This window comes from Aequorivita aurantiaca (assembly GCF_030410135.1).
Lineage (GTDB): Bacteria > Bacteroidota > Bacteroidia > Flavobacteriales > Flavobacteriaceae > Aequorivita > Aequorivita aurantiaca.
In genome coordinates this window covers 249,590-271,381 of sequence record NZ_JAUGQQ010000001.1, presented here as the reverse complement: position 1 = coordinate 271,381, position 21,792 = coordinate 249,590, and the positions used below count along the sequence as shown (strand labels likewise).

20 protein-coding genes are annotated in these 21,792 nt (G+C 39.8%); 10 read left to right on the top strand and 10 right to left on the bottom strand.

The features are described 5' to 3' along the window. Positions 1 to 2: 2 nt before the first annotated feature. A complete protein-coding gene (locus QRD02_RS01310; RefSeq protein WP_290253087.1) occupies positions 3 to 1,391 on the top strand; it encodes an efflux transporter outer membrane subunit in 1,389 nt (462 codons plus the stop codon). A gap of 81 nt (positions 1,392 to 1,472) precedes the next feature. Here the strand turns inward: QRD02_RS01310 and QRD02_RS01305 are convergent, their stop codons facing one another. Genes QRD02_RS01305 through QRD02_RS01295 form a run of 3 tightly spaced genes read right to left on the bottom strand, consistent with a single transcriptional unit; the run spans position 1,473 to position 3,094 of the window. Then, positions 1,473 to 1,967, bottom strand: coding sequence for a YciI family protein (locus tag QRD02_RS01305; RefSeq protein ID WP_290253086.1), 495 nt, complete (start codon positions 1,965 to 1,967; stop codon positions 1,473 to 1,475). After that, positions 1,957 to 2,436, bottom strand: a complete 480-nt coding sequence (locus QRD02_RS01300) for a CYTH domain-containing protein (protein WP_290253481.1) — start codon at positions 2,434 to 2,436, stop codon at positions 1,957 to 1,959. The genes QRD02_RS01305 and QRD02_RS01300 overlap by 11 nt, the downstream gene beginning before the upstream one ends. Positions 2,437 to 2,449: 13 nt before the next feature. After that, positions 2,450 to 3,094: an NAD(P)H-binding protein gene (locus tag QRD02_RS01295; RefSeq protein ID WP_290253085.1), complete on the bottom strand. Its 645-nt coding sequence runs from the start codon at positions 3,092 to 3,094 to the stop codon at positions 2,450 to 2,452. A gap of 115 nt (positions 3,095 to 3,209) precedes the next feature. Here QRD02_RS01295 and dinB point away from each other — a divergent pair, with 115 nt between their 5' ends. Together dinB and QRD02_RS01285 are read left to right on the top strand one after the other, a co-directional pair. Next, positions 3,210 to 4,313, top strand: a complete 1,104-nt coding sequence (gene dinB / locus QRD02_RS01290; RefSeq protein WP_290253084.1) for a DNA polymerase IV — start codon at positions 3,210 to 3,212, stop codon at positions 4,311 to 4,313. An 82-nt stretch (positions 4,314 to 4,395) separates the two neighbouring features. After that, positions 4,396 to 5,157 carry a hypothetical protein gene (locus tag QRD02_RS01285; RefSeq protein WP_290253083.1) on the top strand — a complete coding sequence of 254 codons (762 nt, stop codon included), beginning with the start codon at positions 4,396 to 4,398 and terminating at the stop codon, positions 5,155 to 5,157. A gap of 4 nt (positions 5,158 to 5,161) precedes the next feature. Here the strand turns inward: QRD02_RS01285 and QRD02_RS01280 are convergent, their stop codons facing one another. Then, positions 5,162 to 5,386: a helix-turn-helix domain-containing protein gene (locus QRD02_RS01280; RefSeq protein WP_290253082.1), complete on the bottom strand. Its 225-nt coding sequence runs from the start codon at positions 5,384 to 5,386 to the stop codon at positions 5,162 to 5,164. Positions 5,387 to 5,541: 155 nt separating this feature from the next. On the opposite strand from QRD02_RS01280, the gene QRD02_RS01275 reads away from it, so the two are divergent. Then, entirely contained in the window at positions 5,542 to 6,933 is a 1,392-nt protein-coding gene (locus tag QRD02_RS01275; protein ID WP_290253081.1) for a zinc metalloprotease, read from the top strand. Positions 6,934 to 7,038: 105 nt separating this feature from the next. Further along, positions 7,039 to 8,352 (top strand): T9SS type A sorting domain-containing protein, encoded by a 1,314-nt coding sequence (locus QRD02_RS01270; protein ID WP_290253080.1) that lies wholly within the window; start codon positions 7,039 to 7,041, stop codon positions 8,350 to 8,352. A 53-nt stretch (positions 8,353 to 8,405) separates the two neighbouring features. Here QRD02_RS01270 and pyk read toward each other — a convergent pair whose 3' ends face one another. The 5 genes from pyk to QRD02_RS01245 all read right to left on the bottom strand — a co-directional run bounded on the left by pyk (position 8,406) and on the right by QRD02_RS01245 (position 12,719). Beyond that, on the bottom strand, positions 8,406 to 9,836 hold the full coding sequence (pyk, locus tag QRD02_RS01265) for a pyruvate kinase (RefSeq protein ID WP_290253079.1): 1,431 nt from the start codon (positions 9,834 to 9,836) through the stop codon (positions 8,406 to 8,408). A gap of 1 nt (position 9,837) precedes the next feature. Next, a complete protein-coding gene (locus QRD02_RS01260; RefSeq protein WP_290253078.1) occupies positions 9,838 to 10,323 on the bottom strand; it encodes an IPExxxVDY family protein in 486 nt (161 codons plus the stop codon). Positions 10,324 to 10,469: 146 nt separating this feature from the next. After that, a complete protein-coding gene (gene rnc / locus QRD02_RS01255) occupies positions 10,470 to 11,213 on the bottom strand; it encodes a ribonuclease III (protein ID WP_290253077.1) in 744 nt (247 codons plus the stop codon). Positions 11,214 to 11,221: 8 nt separating this feature from the next. Beyond that, on the bottom strand, positions 11,222 to 12,475 hold the full coding sequence (gene fabF / locus QRD02_RS01250) for a beta-ketoacyl-ACP synthase II (protein WP_290253076.1): 1,254 nt from the start codon (positions 12,473 to 12,475) through the stop codon (positions 11,222 to 11,224). Positions 12,476 to 12,485: 10 nt separating this feature from the next. Next, complete coding sequence (locus QRD02_RS01245) at positions 12,486 to 12,719, bottom strand: acyl carrier protein (protein ID WP_014781833.1); 234 nt, start codon at positions 12,717 to 12,719, stop codon at positions 12,486 to 12,488. A gap of 225 nt (positions 12,720 to 12,944) precedes the next feature. Between QRD02_RS01245 and purN the strand changes: the two genes are divergently transcribed. The 4 genes from purN (at position 12,945) to QRD02_RS01225 (ending at position 17,110) form a co-directional block, all read left to right on the top strand. Continuing rightward, positions 12,945 to 13,517, top strand: a complete 573-nt coding sequence (purN, locus tag QRD02_RS01240) for a phosphoribosylglycinamide formyltransferase (protein ID WP_290253075.1) — start codon at positions 12,945 to 12,947, stop codon at positions 13,515 to 13,517. Further along, positions 13,510 to 14,142, top strand: coding sequence for a ribonuclease H1 domain-containing protein (locus QRD02_RS01235; RefSeq protein WP_290253480.1), 633 nt, complete (start codon positions 13,510 to 13,512; stop codon positions 14,140 to 14,142). Before purN ends, QRD02_RS01235 begins: the two co-directional genes overlap by 8 nt. Positions 14,143 to 14,230: 88 nt before the next feature. Then, entirely contained in the window at positions 14,231 to 15,154 is a 924-nt protein-coding gene (locus QRD02_RS01230; protein ID WP_290253074.1) for a PfkB family carbohydrate kinase, read from the top strand. 57 nt (positions 15,155 to 15,211) lie between these two features. Continuing rightward, the gene (locus tag QRD02_RS01225; protein WP_290253073.1) at positions 15,212 to 17,110 is read left to right on the top strand and encodes an amidophosphoribosyltransferase; all 1,899 of its coding nucleotides are present in this window, start codon (positions 15,212 to 15,214) and stop codon (positions 17,108 to 17,110) included. Positions 17,111 to 17,871: 761 nt separating this feature from the next. On the opposite strand, the gene QRD02_RS01220 is transcribed toward QRD02_RS01225, so the two are convergent. After that, a complete protein-coding gene (locus QRD02_RS01220) occupies positions 17,872 to 18,480 on the bottom strand; it encodes a superoxide dismutase (RefSeq protein ID WP_290253072.1) in 609 nt (202 codons plus the stop codon). A gap of 166 nt (positions 18,481 to 18,646) precedes the next feature. On the opposite strand from QRD02_RS01220, the gene QRD02_RS01215 reads away from it, so the two are divergent. Further along, positions 18,647 to 21,769 carry a UvrD-helicase domain-containing protein gene (locus QRD02_RS01215; RefSeq protein WP_290253071.1) on the top strand — a complete coding sequence of 1,041 codons (3,123 nt, stop codon included), beginning with the start codon at positions 18,647 to 18,649 and terminating at the stop codon, positions 21,767 to 21,769. Positions 21,770 to 21,792: the final 23 nt, after the last annotated feature.

The window sequence follows — 21,792 nt, the reverse complement described above, 5'->3', positions numbered from 1 at the left end:
TTATGAAAATTACTAAAGGAATTATATTCACATTAATCTTATTGTCCCTACAATCTTGCTTGGTTACCAAAGAATATGGTAGGCCTGAAACTGTGGAGGTATCCCAAAATTTCCGAACCGAGAATTTACCGAAGGACAGTTTATCCATCGCAACACTTTCTTGGAAGGAAATATTTACGGATACAATTCTTCAAAATTATATTGAGGAAGGTCTACGTAACAATATGGATATTCGCATTGCATTACAGCAAATTGCAATAGCCGAAGCCTATGTTAAACAAGGAAGAGCAGGGTACTTTCCCACTTTGAACGCCAGTGCTCGGGCAACGCATCAGGAGTTTTCCGAAAGCAGTCAGTTTGGGGATATTTCGTCCGCAAATCAATTTGAAATTGCCGGCGGCCTTTCTTGGGAAGCCGATATTTGGGGAAAAATAAGAAGTGCAAAGCGTGCGTCTGATGCTTCCTATTTACAAACCGTAGCCGCACACCAAGCCGTTAAAAGTAGATTGGTGGCAAATATTGCCTCTTCCTATTACCAACTTTTGGCCATTGATGAGCAAATTCGGGTAACCACCGAAACAATTGAAACCCGAACCAAAGGATTGGAAACTACTGTTGCCCTAAAGGATGCCGGCATAGGGAACGAAGCTGGAGTAAAGCAAACCGAGGCCCAATTATTTACTGCAAAAGCTATTTTGGTCGATTTAGAAACACAAAGCCGTTTTGTGGAAAATACATTGTCCATTCTACTCGGGGCGGCGCCACAATCCATGCGACGAAGTACGTTAGAGGAGCAAAATATTGCAATTCCATTGGAAACGGGCGTGCCCGCGCAATTATTAAGAAACAGGCCGGATGTAATGGCGGCAGAGTTTAGTTTAATGAACGCCTTCGAGCTTACCAATGTGGCACGGGCGAACTTTTATCCTTCCCTATCACTTACTGCAAATGGAGGTTTTCAAAGTTTGGAACTCGATAAACTCTTGAATGTGAACTCGCTGTTTGCATCGGTTGTTGGCGGGTTAACCCAACCTATTTTCAATGGCAGAAAAATACGAACTGAATTTGAAGTTTCACAGGCAAGACAGGAACAGGCCTTGCTAGAATTTAAATACAGCCTGCTAGTTGCAGGAAAAGAAGTGTCAGATGCTATGTATTCCATTGAAGCTGCAACGGAGAAAATCAGAATTAAGGAAAATGAAAATGAAGCTTATGTTTTGGCTGCTGGATATTCACAGGAATTATTAGATAGTGGTATGGCAAATTATTTGGAGGTATTGGTTGCACAGGGCCTTGCCCTTACTTCTAACCTAGATTTGGTTGCCGTAAAAAACAACCGTCTTCAAGCAATTGTAGATTTATACGAGGCCTTGGGAGGCGGTTGGAGATAAGTTTTTAATGTTGGTTTTATTGTTGATTGTAAATCTGCTTCGGAATTTATTTCGAAGCAGATTTTTTTTGAAGAAAATTTATTATCGTAGCGGAAACCCTTTTGCCGCCCACCAAGGGTGGATTTCAATTTCCAATCTACCGGATTTTACCATTGGGTCCATATTTGCCAAACTGTCCGCCATTTTTTGGGTGGGAACGTTGTAAATAGTAATACCGCGAATTTCGCCATCATCGCCGAACGGGCCCGAAATATCCGCAAAACCTTCTTCGTACATTCTGCCCAAATGCGCCAAATGCAACTTTTGAAGGCTGTCCGTTTCTTCCTTTGATTGCGAACGATTTGTTCCCGTTTTCAAAAAAGCGATAAAATATTGTTGCATTAAAATGGTGTCGCCAGATTTTTCATCGACATAGTCAAAAGTTTGAAAGCCTTTTTCGGTCAATTGCTTTTTCAGTTCTGCCATTGGAATTTTCGCTTCCTCGGGGCAGGGTTCTGTGATAATTTCTTTTTCGATTTTGGTTTCACAACTTAATAGTGAAAACAACACAAGTGAAACAATTAGTTTATTTCTCATTTGTCCAGTTTTTAAATGGATTTTTACTCAAATTTGAATTGTAATATTTCACTTGGCCCGTAACTTCCATTCCCAGCCATTCGGGGTACGAAAAGGGTTCACTCTCAGTTTCCAGCTCTATTTCAGCTATTATTAAACCTTCATTCTCGCCAGTGAAATCATCCACTTCAAAAGTATGGTCGTCGTGGAAAACCTCATACCTCGTTTTTTCAATGATGCCCGGCTCGCAGAGATGAAGCAGGTCCTCGGCCTCGGCAAGCGGGATTTGTTTTTCCCACTCAAAACGGGAAAGTCCAGAATCATTGGGTTTGCCTTTTATGGTAATAAACCCCACGTCCCCTTGAATACGTACCCGGACGGTTCGTTCGAGATTGGTGTTTAAAAAACCCTGAACGATTCGTGTGCGTTTATGGGCTTCATTTTTAAAAGCTTCGGAAGTGACCAAAAATTTACGCTCTATTTCCTGCATCCAATTTTTATTTTTATTTTCCAATTTCATGAATTTTTTCGGAAGTGATAATTTTTTCTGAATGGCCCTTTTTCGCTAAAATAAGCATTGCCTCTGCAATGGTTTCGGCCTTTATCATTTTGTACTTCTTTGGAACCAAAAACCCGAATGTCTTCATAAAAAATATGGCTACATTTTCTCCAAAACGGTTTTCATCCCTATCACCCACAATTAAAGAAGGTTGTAAAATGTAAGTGTTTTGAATGTCTTGCTGTAAAACATCACGCTGCATTTCGCCTTTAGTTTTGTTGTAAAAAATACTGCTGTTCGCATCTGCGCCCAAGGCAGAAATCACAATAAAGTTTTCAATATTGTTTTGCTTTGCCATTTTTGCGGCAGTTACGGGAATGCCATAATCTATTTTTTTATAAGTATCCTTATCCGGCGTTTTGGATTTTGTGGTACCGATACAGCAGAAAACCACATCGGCAGTGAAGGCTTCGGAATGGTTTTCCAATTGAAACATATCTATTAAATGTTCTTCAATTTTTGGGGAATTTATTTCCGAGGAACTACGCGAGAAGAGTTTAATCCTTTCAAACGTAGGATCTTTCAGAAGTTTTTTTAAAAGAATACTTCCCGTAAGCCCCGTGGCGCCTAAAATAATTGCTGTTTTCATACTATAAATATACCTACAAGATTTTGAAAAACCTTGCAGGAATTTTGGGAAAAAACCGAATGGGTTTTTCAAAACCCGATAGGTTTGGCTTGTTTAAAGATATTAAATTTACAAAATGCAGGAGCCGTTTCCAGTTCGAAAAATAATTCACATAGATATGGATGCATTTTATGCCTCCGTAGAGCAGCTGGACAACCCGGAACTGCGCGGCAAGCCTTTGGCCGTGGGCGGTAGCGAACAACGGGGCGTGGTTGCCGCGGCAAGTTATGAGGCCCGAAAATTTGGCGTTCGCAGCGCGATGAGTGGCGTGGCAGCAAAACGAAACTGTCCGCAGCTTATTTTTGTGCGTCCGCGTTTTGACCGTTACCGTGAAATTTCCAAACAGATCCGTGCTATATTTTTGGAATATACTGATTTGGTGGAGCCGCTGTCGTTGGACGAAGCTTATTTAGATGTTACCGAAAACAAAAAAGGGAATCCCAGCGCATCGATGATCGCGTCGGAAATACGCAAAATGATTAAGGAACAAACTGGTTTGAATGCTTCCGCGGGGATATCAGTGAATAAATTTGTGGCGAAAATTGCCAGCGATATCAACAAGCCCAATGGGCAGAAAACAATATCGCCCGAGGAAGTTGAAACATTTCTGGAAGGTTTAGACGTGAAGAAATTCTTTGGTGTGGGGAAGGTTACCAAAGAAAAAATGTACCGACTCGGAATTTTCACCGGTTTGGATTTGAAAACGCACTCGCTTGAATTTTTGGAGGAACATTTCGGGAAGAGTGGCAAACATTATTATAATGCGGTACGCGGCGTTCACCACAGCAAAGTGAAGCCATCGCGCATTCAAAAGTCGTTGGCGGCAGAGCATACTTTTTCCGAAAACATTTCTTCCGAAATCTTTATGATGGAACGTTTGGAAGAAATAGCCGCGGAAGTGGAAAACCGGTTGAAAAAAAGCAGACTTGCCGGCAAAACGGTCACGTTGAAAATACGCTATAGTGATTTCAGCCTGCAAACCCGCAGCCGAACGCTATCGGATTTTATTGATGGCGGAAAACAAATATTAACTGTTGTTAAGGAGCTGTTGTTTCAAGAAAGGATGAAGGAATCTGTGCGGTTGTTGGGGATTTCAATTTCGAACTTAAATAATGAAACCCATAAAATGGAGGCCGAGGCAAAAGTTTCCATTGACGTTCAGTTGAAACTTGAATTTTAGACCACCTCGGTCTTCGGTTTACTGAAAATTTTATATATGAATGAAAGCTGCGTATCTTTAAACTGATTTAAAATACCAGTTTATGAAATCCATAGCCTTTTCGATTCTTGCCTTTACATTATTCCCATTGCTTTTTTCCTGTAAAAACGATAGTAAAACCAGCGAAGAAACCACAACTGTTGTGACGGATTCCATTCCTGCGCAAACGGCCCCCGATTTTATGTATGTTACGGCCGTAAGTGGGTTGACATTGCGGGAATTTCCAAACCTGCAAAGTGCAAAACTTGCCGTAATGCCTTTGGGCACGAAGGTGAAAATAGCAACTGCCGAAGGAAAAATAACGATGAACGTAGGCGGGATTGACGGCGCGATGGATGAGGTGGAATTCAACAATCAAAAAGGTTTTGCCTTTAATGGGTTTATGTCGAAATTTTTTCCTCCCGGGGAAAATGCTTCCGCAAAAAATTATGCTGAGGAATTGAAGAAGGATTTCCCAAAAGTAAACTATTCCGAAGCTACCGGCGGCACGGCGAGCAAACCCACAAAAACCGAAACGCTTATCTTACCGACTGACAAATGGCATGAAGCGTTTTTTACTGCACAGCAGCTTTTCAATATTCCGAGGGAGTTTGCATTTCCAAACCCGAAGGGAGCCAATAGCGAGACGCAGCAGAACAACGCTAAAAAGAAGGGGGATTTTGTAAGCGAGCTACAGATTGCGCGCAACAACAATGAGCTTCAGAAAATTGTGTATAATTACAAAACCACTGGGTTCGGCTATGCCGTAACCATTACCAAGGCCGCCGAGGGGATGAAACTTGAGAAGGTGGAGGTGGCTGATTGATTACTTATTTAAAATTCAATAAATCCTTTGGGGCAATATTCAACACTCTTGCAATTTCCATTATATTGGTCAGTGAAATGTTCACTTTTCCATTTTCAATTCTATTTATAAATTCTCTTGTAAGCCCAGTTTCAAAGGCAAGTTGCTTTTGGGACAATACTTGGGCAATCCTTTGTTTTCTTAGGTTGTCCCCAAATTGAATTAAATATCTGTTAGCTTCATTGTCCACCCGTTAAAGATGAGCATCAAAATAATTTTGAAAGTGATATATAAATCACTACATTTATCATAATATATGTTCATATAACTAAATTATTAGCCCAAATCTTTTGTAATCATGAAAAACCTACTACTTTTTTGTACATTTATTGCAAATGTATTTTTATGAACGCACAACAAGGCAGCCCCGTTTGTGCAACGCCCGAACCCACAATCCCCGATCCGACGGGAGTATATAGCCACTCCACGGACAGTGCTTATTTTGATATGGAATGCGAGCCTATCGTCCTCAATATTTATTTTTGGGGTATTAAGCATCCCGACGGGGTTGATTATTTCCCCGACCAGGCCCATAATGTGCTTACCGCCGTGGCCAATACAAACATTCTCTACAATCAGTTCAATATTTATTTTAAGTATAGGGGCTTTGAGAAAATACAGAGTCCTGCTTTGCCCAATGACCCTGATGGCCATTTTGTTCTGGAAAACATCATACAGTTCAATGGGCTCACCTCGTGGGCGGAGGCTAATGGGTATAAAAAAGCAGACGCCTTTAATGTCTATGTTTTTGGATGGGGAGCGTTCGGGGGTATTTCTCCGGGCTATAATGTTACTACATCCGGCGTAAGCGCCGCGGGATTGACATTATCTACCATGACCCATGAAATAGGCCATAACCTTAACCTGATACATACTCGGTCAGCCCGGGGAATAGGCGGGGAAAGGGTTACCAGGGACATTAACGATCCTGACTACAATGCCGATACCCATGGCGATAGGGTAATTGATACGGCCGCCAATCCGGGTTACAGGGCTTCAAATGGTACATATCCATTTATAACCGTAAATTGTACATATGAAAATGATGGAACTCAGAGAGATTATGATGGTGACGAATATATACCCTCACACGAAGATGTAATTAACGTTCTTAGTGATGCATATATTTGTATGGATGGCTATTCCCCATTAACAATCGGTCAGGGAATACGGGCGCGAGAAGCACTTGAGGATGATATTCTTGGAAATTTTGCACCTACCCTAACATCTATTGAGTCCCTATACGAGCCATACGCCGGGGAATATTTTGTCAGTAGTTCCCCGGGAACCCCAGTTTTATATAAACCCTTGTTCCAGCCAGGTTTTGACTATCGTTTTGTGGAATGCAGCTGTGACTGTCCGGAACCTGCAGACTATAATGATATTTCCTTCTCTTATACCAATAACTCCTTGTTGACAATAAGCAAGTATGAACCAAACTATAGTATTATAACTCATCCCAATCACAGTGCCATTTATATTGACCTCGATATTTGTGATACCTATGGCCAAAACACCCGCCGATGTTATGATAATTACAATCGGAGACCAAATGGCGGTAGTGTTACACTATTTAACGACGGTGTCTTGAATGCAAATGTTACAATAACCCCAAAAGATTCGATCGGAATTAATAACCCCAATCTTATCGATGAACTCGATGCGGGTCTTTATAAGATTGAGTTTAACTATGAAGAAGGAGCTACACAGCAGACGATAATCTTTAAACAAAATTAATGTATCATTAATGGGTCTATCCAGTAATAAGGATAGGCCCATTTTTTTAAGGACTTTATGCGAACAATCTGTACTTTTCTTTTCGTTCTTTGTAGCACGTCTCTTATGGCGCAGTGGACCGAGAAAATTGTTAGTTCCAATGCTCGTGGTCCCTTGCAAATCGTCGTTGGGGATATTGATAACGACGGGAACATGGATGTTCTAAATGTAAATAATTATCCCGCTCAAAATTTTGTTTGGTATAGAAATACCGATGGACTCGGAAACTTTGGTATTGGCTTAGAGATTGGAGTAATTTATGAACCAAGGAATATAGCTGTAGGGGATATTGATGGAGATAACGATTTGGATGTTTTGGGGACGTCTCCTTATTCAATTCCTCCAAACCTTGTTAGTTACAAAAATCTTGATGGATTAGGTGACTTTGGAACCGGAACCTTAATTGCTACGCCAAATACAAATGGGGAACGTGCTATTCTTGTTAGGGATATTGATGGGGATGGTCATAATGATCTTGTGGTTGGTTCTATTGATGATGACTCTTTAACGTGGTATAAAAATCTGGACGGCAATGGTAACTTTGATACGGGCAATATAATTATTTCGGGCTATGTAAACGGTTCCGGCATTGATGTGGGGGATATTGATGGCGATGGCGATCTAGATATTGTAGCTGGCACACTTAATTATAACATTATGTCCTGGTTCGAGAATCTGGACGGCGAGGGAACCTTTGGACCTCCACGGGAAATAGGGTCCTCGGGGATGGCCGTACTGTCAGTTTTCTTGGCCGATATAGATGGAGATGGCGATCTGGATGTTATTGGTTCGGCCGTGGGCGCTGGGGTTTTTGCTTGGTGGGAAAATCTTGACGGACTGGGAAATTATGGTTTGGAAAAAATAATAAACAATACTTTGATTACAACTTATATATATCCGGTCGATCTGGACAATGACGACGATATTGATGTTTTGGCGCTTGCCCCCGGTTTTCTGCGCTGGTATGAAAATTTGGACGGCTTAGGCAATTTTGGGGAGGCGAATGTCATTAAGGACGACCTTGAGTTTGCCATTACCGTAACAGCTGCCGATCTGGACAATGACGGCGATATGGATCCGATTACCGCTTCGCAAAGGGACAACACTGTTTATTGGTTTGAGAACCAATTGCTGGCTATCCCCAACTTTGGGCTGCAAAATATTGAAATTTACCCTAATCCTACTCAAAGTTTAGTCTATATAAATTCAAAAACCGAAAATATTGTAAGTGCTACCATTTTTGATATTCTGGGCAAAAAGGTGCTTCAATTAAACGGAAAAATCCAACAAGTGGATTTTTCAACGCTTGAAAAAGGGATGTATTTTTTGAGGTTAAAAACAGATCGTGGAGAATTTGTACAAAAAATCATAAAGGAATAAACTTCTTGGTCTAAAACTGCTTTGACAAAGTTTAAAACTTTGTCAAAGTTAGGTTATTTTACTTGCGACACACGCAAGGTATTCACCATTCCCTTATCCACAATTGGCATTGCCGCAAGGTTTATTAAATAATCGCCTTTGTGCACGTAGCCTTTTTCAAAAGCAATGCGGTTTACATCGTCTACGGTTTCGTCTGTGCTTACGTATTTGTCATAGTAAAACGCTTTTACGCCCCAAAGCAAATTCAAGCGGGCAAGAATGCGTTTGTTACTGGTAAAAGCCAGGATAAAAGCTGAAGGTCTCCACGCAGAAATCTGGAATGCAGTGTAACCACTATTAGTCAAAGTACAAATGGCTTGCGCCTCAATTTCATTGGCCATATGGGCGGCGTGATAGCAAATGGACTTTGTTACGTAGCGGTTGGTTTTAATTTGTGGCGGGGCTTGTGGCACGCGTATCAATTCCGAATTTTCAACGCTTCTAAGGATTTTTGCCATGGTTTTAATTACAGCAACGGGATAATTCCCCACGGAAGTTTCTCCAGATAGCATCACCGCATCCGCACCGTCCATAACGGAATTCGCAACATCATTTACCTCGGCGCGGGTTGGGGTTAGGGATGTTATCATTGTTTCCATCATTTGGGTTGCAATAATTACCGGAATTCGGGCACGTTTTGCGGTAAGCACCAATTCTTTTTGAATAAGCGGAACTTCCTCGGCAGGAACTTCCACCCCCAAATCGCCCCGGGCAACCATTAAACCATCGCAATAGGCGATGATTCTGTCAATATTTTCCACCGCCTCGGGCTTTTCGATTTTTGCGATAATGGGGATTTTATATTCCGAATGTGCTTCAATCAATGCCTGTAATTCCTTTAAATCCTCAGCGTGGCGCACGAAGGAAAGAGCTATCCAATCTACTTTTTGATCAATAGCGAATATTGCATCTTCTTTGTCTTTTGCGGTGAGAGCGGGAAGCGAAATGTTTGTGTTGGGAAGGTTTACCCCTTTTTTGGAACGTAGGGGTCCGCCTTGGATTACCATTACTTTTACCTCGTCATTCTTGTTGGTTTCCAGCACTTCAAAAATAAGCTTACCGTCGTCCAAAAGCACCCGTTCGCCAGGATTCACGTCCTTTGGAAAGTTGTTGTAATTCATAAAAACCTTGCTTTTGGTACCTTCGAATTCGGCACCTGTAAAAAAGGAAAGCTCATCGCCAGGTTGCACAATCACTTCCTCCTTCATAACGCCTACGCGAAGTTTTGGACCTTGCAGGTCTCCCATAATGGCAACGTGGATATCCAATTCTTCTGAAAGTTTTCGGATTGTTTCAATAGTTTTTTTAACCGTGGCATATTCTGCGTGCGAAAAATTTACTCTAAAAACATCCACACCTTCCATAATCATATGTTTCAATATTTCTTCGCTGGATGTTGCTGGGCCAAGGGTTGCGACTATTTTTGTTCTTTTTTGTTTTGACATTTTAATCGAAAATTAAATTGTTTTTAGATTTTATATTGATCGTTTCAAGTGAATATGCAGAAACAATCTGTTCAATTTTGTTTATTTGTGAAACAAGCGACTGTAATGTTCTAGTTTCGAAATCCGAATATATTTTTAGAAAATAGTCTACTTTCTTGTACTCTGGCAAGAGGAAATGATCCTTTTCTGATCCTATTTCGGAAAACAAACCGCCGGAACTTTGAAGCGCAGCTTGTGCAATCCTACATTTATTGGCCACAAGATGATATTGGCTGTAATTGAACTCGTCCACAAAATCATAGATTGGAAAGGTGACCATCATGCCTTGTGAGGGAAAATCAATATCGAGCCTTCGCCTCTTAAAACGTGTGTTGAGGTGTTGGTTCAAGAGGTATGCCAGTTTGTACTCTTCCTCGCCGCAATGGATTGCGATGAGCGTAAATGGCTCTTCGAAATCTTCCGCCATTTCTAATTTGTGGTGGATCATCTAAGTATTGAAATTGTTGCTAATTTTGGCGGCCTCAGAAATTTATGAAAGCTGCTAATATGTTTGTACAAAAATAGGCAACTTCGGAGGTTTTAACTAAAGAAGTGGAAAATGTTGGCCGCAATACGGAAAAAACAACTTTGACACTAAGGGGTTTCTGACCCGATCTTAAGCTGAAGTTTATAAAATGCTCTTTTTGATGCACGTTCTTCAGCCTTTTTTTTAGAGGTTGCGCGTGCCTTAGCTACCACTTCATCTTCCAGTTTTAAACGTATTGCGAAATGCTTCATTTCATCCTTCCCGGTATCTTCATAAACTTCAAAATGGAATTGTTTCTTATTTTTTTGGCACCATTCAATAAAAAGGCTTTTGTAACTAATTACCTTTCCTTCTAATTTTTTGATGTCCACATAAGGTTTTATAACCCTTTTTTGAATGAACTTTTCACAGTATTTAAAACCTCTATCCAAATAAATTGCGCCCACTAAGGCTTCAAAAACATTTCCGTAGATATTTCCGCTGAATTGCTGTGCCGGCACGGTGGTTTTTAGAAATTTTACCAAATGAAGATCACGACCCAATTCATTCAAATGTTCGCGGCTCACGACCTTACTGCGCATTTTTGTTAAATAGCCTTCATTGCCATCGGGAACTTTTTTAAATAGATGGGCGGCGATAACGGCGCCAAGCATGGCATCGCCCAAAAATTCCAATCTCTCGTAGTTTTGGGGTTGGCCGCTTAGGTTTTTCTCATTGGTGGAACGGTGGGTAAAGGCGGTTTTGTAAATGGAAATATCTTTCGGTTTGAAGCCTAATATCTTTTTAAGGGAATTGGAAAATTCCCCGCTCTTATCATTACGGGAAGAAAATATGTTTTTAATGGAAGCCATTAATTATGTTAGGCATCAAGTTTTTTAAAGAGAACACAAGCGTTGTGCCCGCCAAATCCAAAGGTATTACTCATGGCCACTTTAATGTCGCGTTTTTGAGCTTTGTTAAGGGTAAGGTTTAAGGAAGGATCTATGTTTTCATCTACCGTAGTATGGTTAATGGTAGGAGGAACAATCCCATATTTCATTGCCAAAATAGAAGCAATAGCTTCAATAGCGCCGGCAGCGCCCAAAAGATGGCCGGTCATGGATTTCGTAGAGTTGATATTGATATCTTTGGCGTGGTCGCCAAAAACATTTACGATCGCTTTTAATTCGGCAACATCGCCAAGGGGAGTTGAGGTACCATGGGTATTTATGGCATCAACTTCTTCCGGACTCATATTGGCATCTCGCAGAGTATTTAACATAACGCGTTCTACCCCAATTCCATCGGGGTGTGGCGCTGTCATGTGGTAAGCGTCACTGCTCATGCCCCCGCCAACAACTTCGGCATAAATTTTTGCGCCGCGTTTTTTTGCATGTTCGTACTCCTCAAGAATCAAGGCGCCCGCACCTTCACCCAAAACAAAACCATCACGTGTGGCGTCAAAAGGTCGCGAGGCGGTTTCGGGACTTTCGTTACGGGTAGATAATGCGTGCATTGCGTTGAAACCTCCCATTCCTGCTTTCGTAACGGCCGCTTCACTTCCGCCGGTAACGATAATGTCACAATGACCCAAACGTATGTAGTTTAGTGCGTCTATCATTGCATTTGCAGAAGAGGCGCACGCGGAGACCGTAGTATAATTTGGTCCCATAAATCCGTGCTTTATAGAAATGTTTCCGGGCGCAATGTCCGCAATCATTTTTGGAATAAAGAAGGGGTTGAAACGCGGTGTTCCATCCCCTTCTGCAAAGTTTATTACTTCATCTTGAAATGTTTCCAGACCGCCTATTCCGGCTCCCCAAATTACACCAACGCGGAATTTATCTACTTCATCGAGGTTGATTCCAGCATCTATTATAGCTTCGTCTGACGAGACGAGGGCATATTGGGCAAAACGGTCAAGTTTTCGGGCTTCCTTCCTGTCAAAATGATCTTCTGCGTTGAAATTCTTCAGTTCGCAAGCGAATTTAGTTTTGAACTTTTCAGTGTCAAAATAGGTTATAGGCGCACAGCCACTTTTCCCGCTAACAAGGGCATCCCAGTATTCCTGGAGGTTGTTGCCAATAGGGGTAAGGGCGCCAAGGCCGGTAACTACAACTCGCTTTAATTCCATAGAAGAATTCTTATTTTGCGGCTTCTATATAGGAAATTGCTTGGCCAACAGTGGCAATGTTTTCAGCTTGGTCGTCTGGAATCTGGATGTCGAATTCTTTTTCAAATTCCATGATAAGCTCTACCGTATCCAAGGAGTCTGCTCCCAAGTCGTTAGTGAAGCTTGCTTCGTTTACAACTTCGTTTTCGTCTACACCTAATTTGTCTACGATAATCGCTTTTACTCGTGATGCAATGTCTGACATAATTCTTGATTTTTAAATTTAATTATAAGTGGCAAAAATAAAATATTTTAATTGAAAACACCATTTAATGTTTAAAATGTGAACTTGCAGGTTCTGAAATTTCACCCCTTCACAAAAATGGGAAAACCAATTTAAACAATTTTGGGCTAAGTAAAACCGTATTGCCTTACTTTTGTTTTTTATTTAAGAATTAATAAATACTCCAGAAAAATTTTAAAGAACCCAATGAAGAAACGGATTGCAATTTTCGCATCGGGCAGCGGAACCAATACTGAGAATATTATAAAATATTTCAAAAAATCTACATTTGCCGAGGTTGTCCTCGTGCTTTCAAACAAACAGGAAGCCAAGGTTTTGGAGCGCGCAAAAAACCTTGAAATTGATTCTGTATATTTTTCGAAAGATGAATTGTTCTCGGAAAATGGAGTATTGAAAACTTTGACGAATTATAAACCCCACCTTATTGTCTTGGCGGGTTTTCTGTGGAAATTTCCCGATATTATTTTAAGGGAATTTCCGAATAGGGTGATAAATATTCATCCAGCGTTGCTCCCTAAATACGGCGGAAAAGGTATGTATGGCAATTTTGTGCACGAAGCAATTCATAAAAATAAGGAAATTGAAACCGGCATTACAATTCATTATGTGAATGAAAATTATGACGAAGGCGCGATTATTTCACAGAAAAAAATAAGTCTTTCCGAAAATGAAACCGCGGCAACAATTGCCGAAAAAGTACACAAATTGGAATACGAATGGTTTCCGAAAATAATTGAAGAAGTACTTCGCAATGGCTAAAAAGCAGAAATTTTACGTGGTTTGGTTCGGAAATCCCGCTGGAATTTTTGATAGTTGGAAGGAATGCAAACGTTCCATTGATGGCGTGAAAGGATCACAATACAAAAGTTTTGAAACTTTTGAGGAAGCAAAAAAGGCATATAATAAGGAGTATGCAGATTATAAAGGGAAGACGGTAAAAAAAGCACTGTCCAAAGTACAGCTCCAAAAATTGGGCGAACCAAATCTGTATTCAATCGCTGTTGATGCGGCCTCGAGTGGCAATCCCGGAATAATGGAATATCGTGGGGTGGATACACAAACGCACAAACAACTTTTTCACCAAGGTCCATTTCAACAGGGAACAAATAATATTGGCGAGTTTTTGGCGCTTGTGCACGGCTTGGCTTTTTTAAAGAAAAACAACAGCGACCGTATTATTTACAGCGATTCGCGGATTGCGATGGGTTGGGTAAAAAAGAAAAAATGTAATACAAAACTAAAGTTATCTGCCAAAAATAGAGCACTTTTCGATTTGGTTGCACGCGCCGAAAATTGGCTAAAAACCAATAAATACGAAACAAAAATAGTGAAATGGGAAACGAAAGCGTGGGGTGAAATTCCGGCGGATTTTGGCAGGAAATAATCCCAATTTTCTTCATTATTGCGAGTTGTTAAAAGTAATTTATTCCCATTAATTTGATTAAATTTGCACCTCATTTCAAAAACCCTTTATGAGCAAACTCGTAATTGTTGGCACCGTTGCCTTTGACGCCATTGAAACCCCTTTTGGGAAAACCGATAAAATTTTAGGCGGTGCCGCAACCTTTATTGGCCTGGCTGCCTCACAATTCAGGGTTGATGGCGCAATAGTTTCAATTGTGGGCGGTGATTTTCCGAAGGAAGATCTTATAATGCTCGAATCGAAAGGAATGGATATTTCAGGCCTCGAAATTGTTGAAAACGGAAAAACCTTTTTTTGGAGCGGAAAATATCACAACGATATGAATACGCGCGACACTTTGATAACAGATTTGAACGTGCTTGCAGATTTCAACCCAAAAGTTCCCGAAAATTATCGCGATGCCGAAGTAGTTATGTTAGGAAACTTACATCCGCTCGTCCAATTGGGCGTGATTGAACAGATGCATTCCCCCAAACTTATTGTTTTGGATACTATGAATTTCTGGATGAACAGCGCTTTGAATGAATTAATGAAAGTTATTTCCAAAGTAGATGTTATTACAATCAACGATGAGGAGGCAAGACAACTTTCCGGAGAATACTCATTGGTAAAAGCAGCCCAAAAAATAATGGAGATGGGACCAAAATATGTGGTGATAAAAAAGGGGGAACACGGCGCTCTATTATTTGGTGACGACGACGTTTTCTTTGCGCCCGCCATGCCGCTGCGCGAAGTTTTTGACCCAACGGGCGCAGGCGATACATTTGCCGGTGGATTTACTGGCTATTTGGCGAAAACAGGCGATTACAGCTATAGTAATATGAAGAATGCGGTAATAAACGGGTCTGCCTTAGCTTCATTTTGCGTAGAAAAATTTGGGCCGGAGCGATTGTTGAATCTTACAAACAAAGAGGTGCATCAACGAATCCAGCAATTTAAGAGTCTGACACAGTTTGATATCAAATTAACCTAAATACGCGCCCTTAATTTTCAGGGCGTTTTTTGAACATTTATATAGTTTCAGAAAATTATGAGTGACGCATTAAAACATGAATGTGGAATAGCAATGGTAAGGCTGTTGAAACCTTTGGAATACTATAAGGAAAAATATGGCACTGCCTTTTACGGAGTAAATAAGATGTATTTAATGATGGAAAAGCAGCACAACCGGGGTCAGGACGGTGCTGGTTTCGCAAGTATTAAGTTAGACGTTAATCCGGGAGAGCGCTACATAAGCCGCGTTCGTTCGAATGCTGCGCAGCCCATTCAGGATATTTTTTCTCAAATTAACCAACGCATCAATCTTGAATTTCAAAACCATCCGGAATTGAAGGATGATGTTGCGGCCCAAAAAAAGCACATCCCCTATATTGGCGAAGTTTTCCTCGGCCACGTGCGCTATGGCACCTTCGGAATAAACAGTGTTGAAAATGTGCACCCTTTTCTTCGACAGAACAATTGGATGCACCGGAACCTTATCATTGCCGGTAATTTCAATATGACCAACACCAATGAGCTATTCGATAACCTAATCAAGCTCGGCATGCACCCAAAGGAAAAGGCCGATACAGTTACGGTTATGGAACGAATCGGGCATTTTTTAGATGATGCGGTAAGCAAGCTCTATAAAAAAGCCAAGGCAAAGGGAATGAACAAACAGGAAGCGTCACCTTATATTGCCGAAAACCTTAAGGTTGCAAAAATTCTTCGAAAATCTGCATCGAACTGGGATGGCGGGTATGCCATGGCCGGACTCCTGGGTCATGGCGATGCTTTTGTACTTCGCGATCCGGCGGGAATTAGGCCAGCTTATTATTACCAAGATGAAGAAGTTATTGTAGTTGCTTCGGAACGGCCCGCTATCCAAACGGTCTTTAATGTTTCCTTTGAAGAAGTTAAGGAGTTAGATCCTGGGAATGCAATTATAATAAAGAAGGATGGAAGTATGAAAATTTCTGAAATTCTTGCCCCACTGGAACGTAGATCCTGTTCTTTTGAACGTATCTATTTTTCCCGTGGAAGCGATGCGGAAATCTATCAAGAGCGAAAAATGTTGGGTAAACTTATAATGCCTAAGATTTTGGAGGCCATAAATTTTGACACTGAAAATTCTGTTTTTTCCTTTATACCCAATACCGCGGAAACGTCCTTTTATGGAATGCTCGAAGCGGCCCAAGATGAACTGAATAAACAAAAAAATGAAGCCATTTTAAATGAAAGGGATAGCCTGACTGCAGAAAGACTTCAGCAAATCCAAGCCCATAAAATACGAACGGAGAAAATAGCTATAAAGGACGTAAAGCTCAGAACGTTTATTACTGACGACAGCAGTCGGGATGATCTTGTGGCACACGTTTATGATGTTACCTACGGCGTGGTAAAACCAACGGATAATTTAGTTATAATTGATGACAGCATTGTACGGGGAACTACTTTAAGAAAAAGTATTTTAAAGATGTTGGACCGGTTAAATCCTAAGAAAATCGTGGTAGTATCTTCTGCTCCACAAATACGCTATCCTGATTGTTACGGAATTGACATGGCGCGTCTGGAGGATTTAGTTGCATTTCAGGCAGCGCTTGAACTTCACAAGGATAGAGGAACTTCTTCCATAGTTGAGGAAATCTATCAAAAGTGCAGGGAGCAGATTGCTATGGAAGACGTCAATGTTATCAATCACGTTAAAAAGTTATATGCACCTTTTACAGATGAAGAAATTTCTGATAAAATTGCTGAAATAATTAGCAATGAGAATATTAGAGCTGCTGTGAAGCTTATTTTTCAGTCAGTAGATGATCTTCATAAGGCGTGTCCGAAGAATCTAGGTGATTGGTACTTTACTGGAAACTATCCTACTGCAGGCGGTAATAGGGTTGTGAATCGTGCTTATATTAATTTTTACGAGGGTAATCCAGAAAGAGCCTATTAATTTCTTCAAATTTTAACAAGGCCCATGCCGTTTATCGGAAACCCAATTCACTTAAACGAAATTGTTGATTGACACTATATTAGTGAAGAAAACTTAATTTATATTTGAGCTTACCATAAGGCGTAAGTAGGTTAGGTCTATGGTAAGATTTGGGGCAAAAAAGGTAGGCGAAAGCCTGCCTTTTTTCATGCCAAAGATTTGAACAGGGGGGTCTTGATAAGCAAACTAATGCTAAAATGCTCTCGTGATCGTTTTGGCTTTCTCAATACCCGGGGCTTTTTCTTCTGCAATCATTCAATTTTTGAGAGGTTATATAAGGTGTTGGTTGTACTCATAACCTTGTATTAAACTGTTTTCTCTTTGCTTAAAAGTGTTAAAATTAAATGTATACATATCTCTTATATGGAGAATAATTGCAAAATAGGTCTTTTAACGAAAATATAGGTTATTCATCTAAAAGCATAATTTTGAACCTTTTATTGCCATATATTTGAACATACCATTAGCATAAGTAGGTTAAGTTCATGGTAGATTTGGGGCAAAAAAAGGCAAACATTTGTTTGCCTTTTTTTATTGGTATAAATTGACTATTTAATCCTAGTTCAATTTTAGCGCCCAAATTAAACTTGCACTTAACTATTAAAGAGAAAATTTTACGAAAGGATCACACTTAATTTCTATTTTATTTATTTCGTAGCCATAAAATAAAATCCGCCACCGATTTCTCGGCAGCGGATTTAAAAATTTTAATCTTGAAAAATTTATTTATTCGCAGCGTATCTTGCGGATACTTCTTCCCAATTGATTACATTCCAAAACGCGCCAACATAATCTGGACGTTTGTTTTGATATTTTAAGTAATACGCATGTTCCCAAACATCCAACCCTAAAATTGGAGTGCCTTCACAACCTACATTCGGCATCAAGGGATTGTCCTGATTAGGCGTAGAGCAAATCTCTACTTTTCCTTCGTCTTGAACGCAAAGCCAAGCCCAACCTGAACCGAATTGCGTTTTTGCGGCCTCCGAAAATTTTTCCTTGAAAGCATCAAAACTGCCAAAGGCACTTTCAATTGCTTTGGCCAAATCTCCCGAAGGTTTTCCTCCGCCATTGGGCGACATAACTTGCCAAAAAAGGTTATGGTTGTAATAGCCGCCACCATTATTGCGGACAGCTTTATTTTCCATATCCAAATTGGTCAAAATATTTTCAATGGTTTTTCCTTCCATTTCTGTACCTTGTATGGCATCATTTAATTTATCGGTATAACCTTGGTGATGTTTGTCGTGGTGAATTTCCATTGTTTTGGCATCTATATGAGGCTCCAAAGCGTCAAATGCGTACGGTAGTTTCGGTAGTTCGAAAGACATAATATTTTGTTTTATTGGTTATTATTAAATTCTCTCAAATTTAAACATTCTTAATTCTTTAGAATGTTATAGCTTTTATAAGATTTCTATTCGCCAATAGATTAATTTGATTTATAAACCATAAAAACTGTATTTTTAATCCGAAGAGATATTTAATCCCAATATTTTGTCCATAACAATTTATAATGCCGCGGCGGGTAGCGGAAAGACTTTTACAATTGTAAAGGAATTTTTAAAACTTATTTTGGCGGCAAAAAGCAACGATTATTTTAAACATCTTTTGGCCATCACGTTTACAAACAAGGCGGTGGCCGAAATGAAGCATAGAATTGTTGAAACTTTGGTATCTTTCAGTGCCCCAAACAGCATATTGGCACCTTCGCCAATGATGTTGAAAATTTCTCAGGAAAATTCAATGACTACTGAGGAAATTCAAATCCGTTCCCGCCAAATATTAAAAAACCTGTTGCACAATTATGGCGCTTTTAGTGTGGAAACCATAGATAAATTTAACCACAGATTGATACGCACCTTTGCCCGCGATTTAAAATTGGCGTCCAATTTCGAAGTAATTCTTGAAACTAACGAACTGTTGGCCCAGGCAGTGGATTCATTATTGAGCAAGGCAGGTGAAAAAGATGATATTACAAAAGTGCTACTGGATTTTGCATTGGAAAAAACCGATGATGACAAATCTTGGGACATATCTCGGGATATTGCAAATGCCGCCAGATTACTTTATGAGGAAAATAATGCTTCACAAGTTTCCTTTCTAAAACAAAAATCGTTGCAGGATTTTTTGGATTTCAAAAAGCAGCTTCTCCATCAAAGAAAATATCTTACTGAACAAATTGAAAAAATTGCCCAACGAACACTTCGACTAATTGAAGAAAGCGGGTTGCAGAATGATGATTTTAGTGGGGGCTTTTTACCCACTCATTTTAAAAATCTATCCTGTGGAAAGTATAACATAAACTTCGCAACCAAATGGCAGGAAACAATGGGCGAGAAACCGCTGTATCCAAAAAGAGTTTCAGTGGATGTTGGTAATATTATCGAAAGCTTGACTCCAGATTTTATTGCGAATTTTACGCAAAGTAAAAACTTAGTCTTTCAATTCTTTCTGATTGAAAATATTCTCAAGAATATAACCCCTCTTTCTGTAATTAATTTAGTTTATCAGGAAATTGAAACAATAAAGAAGGAAAAAAATGTATTGCCTATTTCGGAATTCAACTCATTGATAAATAAAGAAATTAAGAACCAACCCGCTCCTTTTATATATGAGCGATTGGGTGAAAAATACCGCCACTTTTTTATTGACGAATTTCAGGATACCTCAAAATTGCAATGGGAGAACCTAATTCCGCTAATTGACAATGCAGTTTCCCAACAATTAGAACCAACCGCTGCTAGCCTCTTGTTGGTGGGCGATGCCAAACAATCAATCTATCGCTGGCGAGGCGGGTTGCCGGAACAGTTTATGGGTTTATATGGAAATGTAAATCCTTTTCAGCGCGAAAAGGAAGTTCTTTCATTGGGAACAAATTTTAGAAGTTGTGCCGAAATTGTCAACTTCAACAATGCCTTTTTCACTTTTGTCGCTTCCTATTTCGCTAATGAAGGGCACGGCAAACTGTATGAAGAAGGGAATAAACAAGAGTGTAACCAACAAATGAATGGTTACGTGAAATTTGAGTTTATTGAAAAACAAATAAAGTCCGACAAGGAAGTGGCTTATTCCCACTTGGTTTTAAATACGATCATTAATGCAAAAAATAATGGATTTTCAGAAAGTGATATTTGCATTTTAACCCGTCGGAAAGCAGATGGTATTGCCCTTAGCGCCTTTTTAATGGAACATGGTGTTCCCATAATTTCCTCGGAAACCCTTCTTTTAAAATCTTCAAAATTGGTGCAAATGCTAATTTTCTCGTTACAGGTCAGTTTGTATGCAAGAAATGAGGAAGCCAAAATTCAACTGCTGGATCTTCTCCATGACCATTTAAAAATTTCAGAGGAGAAACATTCCTTTTTCAACAAGTTTCTAAATATTTCTGAAGAGAAGTTCAGTGAAAATCTTGAAGAACACAACGTGTTTTTCAAATTTTCAGAAATGCGCGCCCTCTCTATCTATGAAGCATTTGAATACTGTATTGAAAAATTTAAATTAGCGGAAGCCGCCGATGCCTATCTTTTCGGATTTATGGACCTTGTTTTTGAATTTGGACAACAACCGCAAGCGGAAAAAAATGCATTTTTGGACTATTGGGAAACTAAAAAAGAAAGTACTTCAATTCCCGCAAGCGAGGGTACAAATGCAGTCCAAATTATGACAATTCACAAGGCTAAGGGGCTTGAATTTCCGGTGGTTATTTTTCCTTTCGCGGACATTCAGTTGTATGATGCCAAATTCGACAAGCTCTGGTATCCTTTGGAGAATGAGCAATATTACTTCAATGAAGCGTATATCAATTTTAAGTCTGAAATTGCGGATTACGGAGAAGTCGGTCATTATTTACACAGGGAACATACAAGCAGGTTGGAGCTAGATAACATAAATTTATTGTACGTTACCTTAACGCGGGCCGTAGAAAAACTCTATGTTTTTGCGGAAATGCCTTCCGATTTGAAAGAGGACAGACCTACTTGTTATAACCATCTTTTTATGGAATTTTTGAAACAGCGCGGCATGTGGAATTCCCAACAAATGATTTATGAGTTCGGCGTAGATTTGCCAAAAATAACGCCGCTAAAACAATTGGCTCCTCAAATAGAGCCACAATATTTAGCCAGCAGCCCTATGGCCCATGGTGTAAAAATTGTTTCGTCGGAAAGAAGTTTTGAAGCCCAAGATGCAGCCATTTCAGCAGGTAATTTGTTGCATGAAATTATGGCGAAAATAAATGTTCGTTCAGATGCAGAGCGCGTTTTATCCGAACTCAGCTTACGTTCAATCATATCACCTAAAGAATTTGAAAAGCTGCAGAAAACAATTCATCAAATCTTGAATCATCCAGATTTAAAAGAACTCTTTAATGGTAGCGCCAAAATTTATAACGAAAGAAATATTATTACAAAAACCGGTTTGGTTTTAAGGCCTGACAGAATAAATATTGATGAAAGAAATAATGCGGTGATAGTTGATTATAAAACCGGAAATGTAAACATATTCCATCGCGATCAGTTATTAGAATATGCAAATGCCTTGAGCGAAATGGGATTTAACGTCGAAGAAACATTGCTAATCTATTGCCATCAGGAGGAAATACTAATAAATAAAGTTTAATTTTGATACTCTAAAAAATAGGG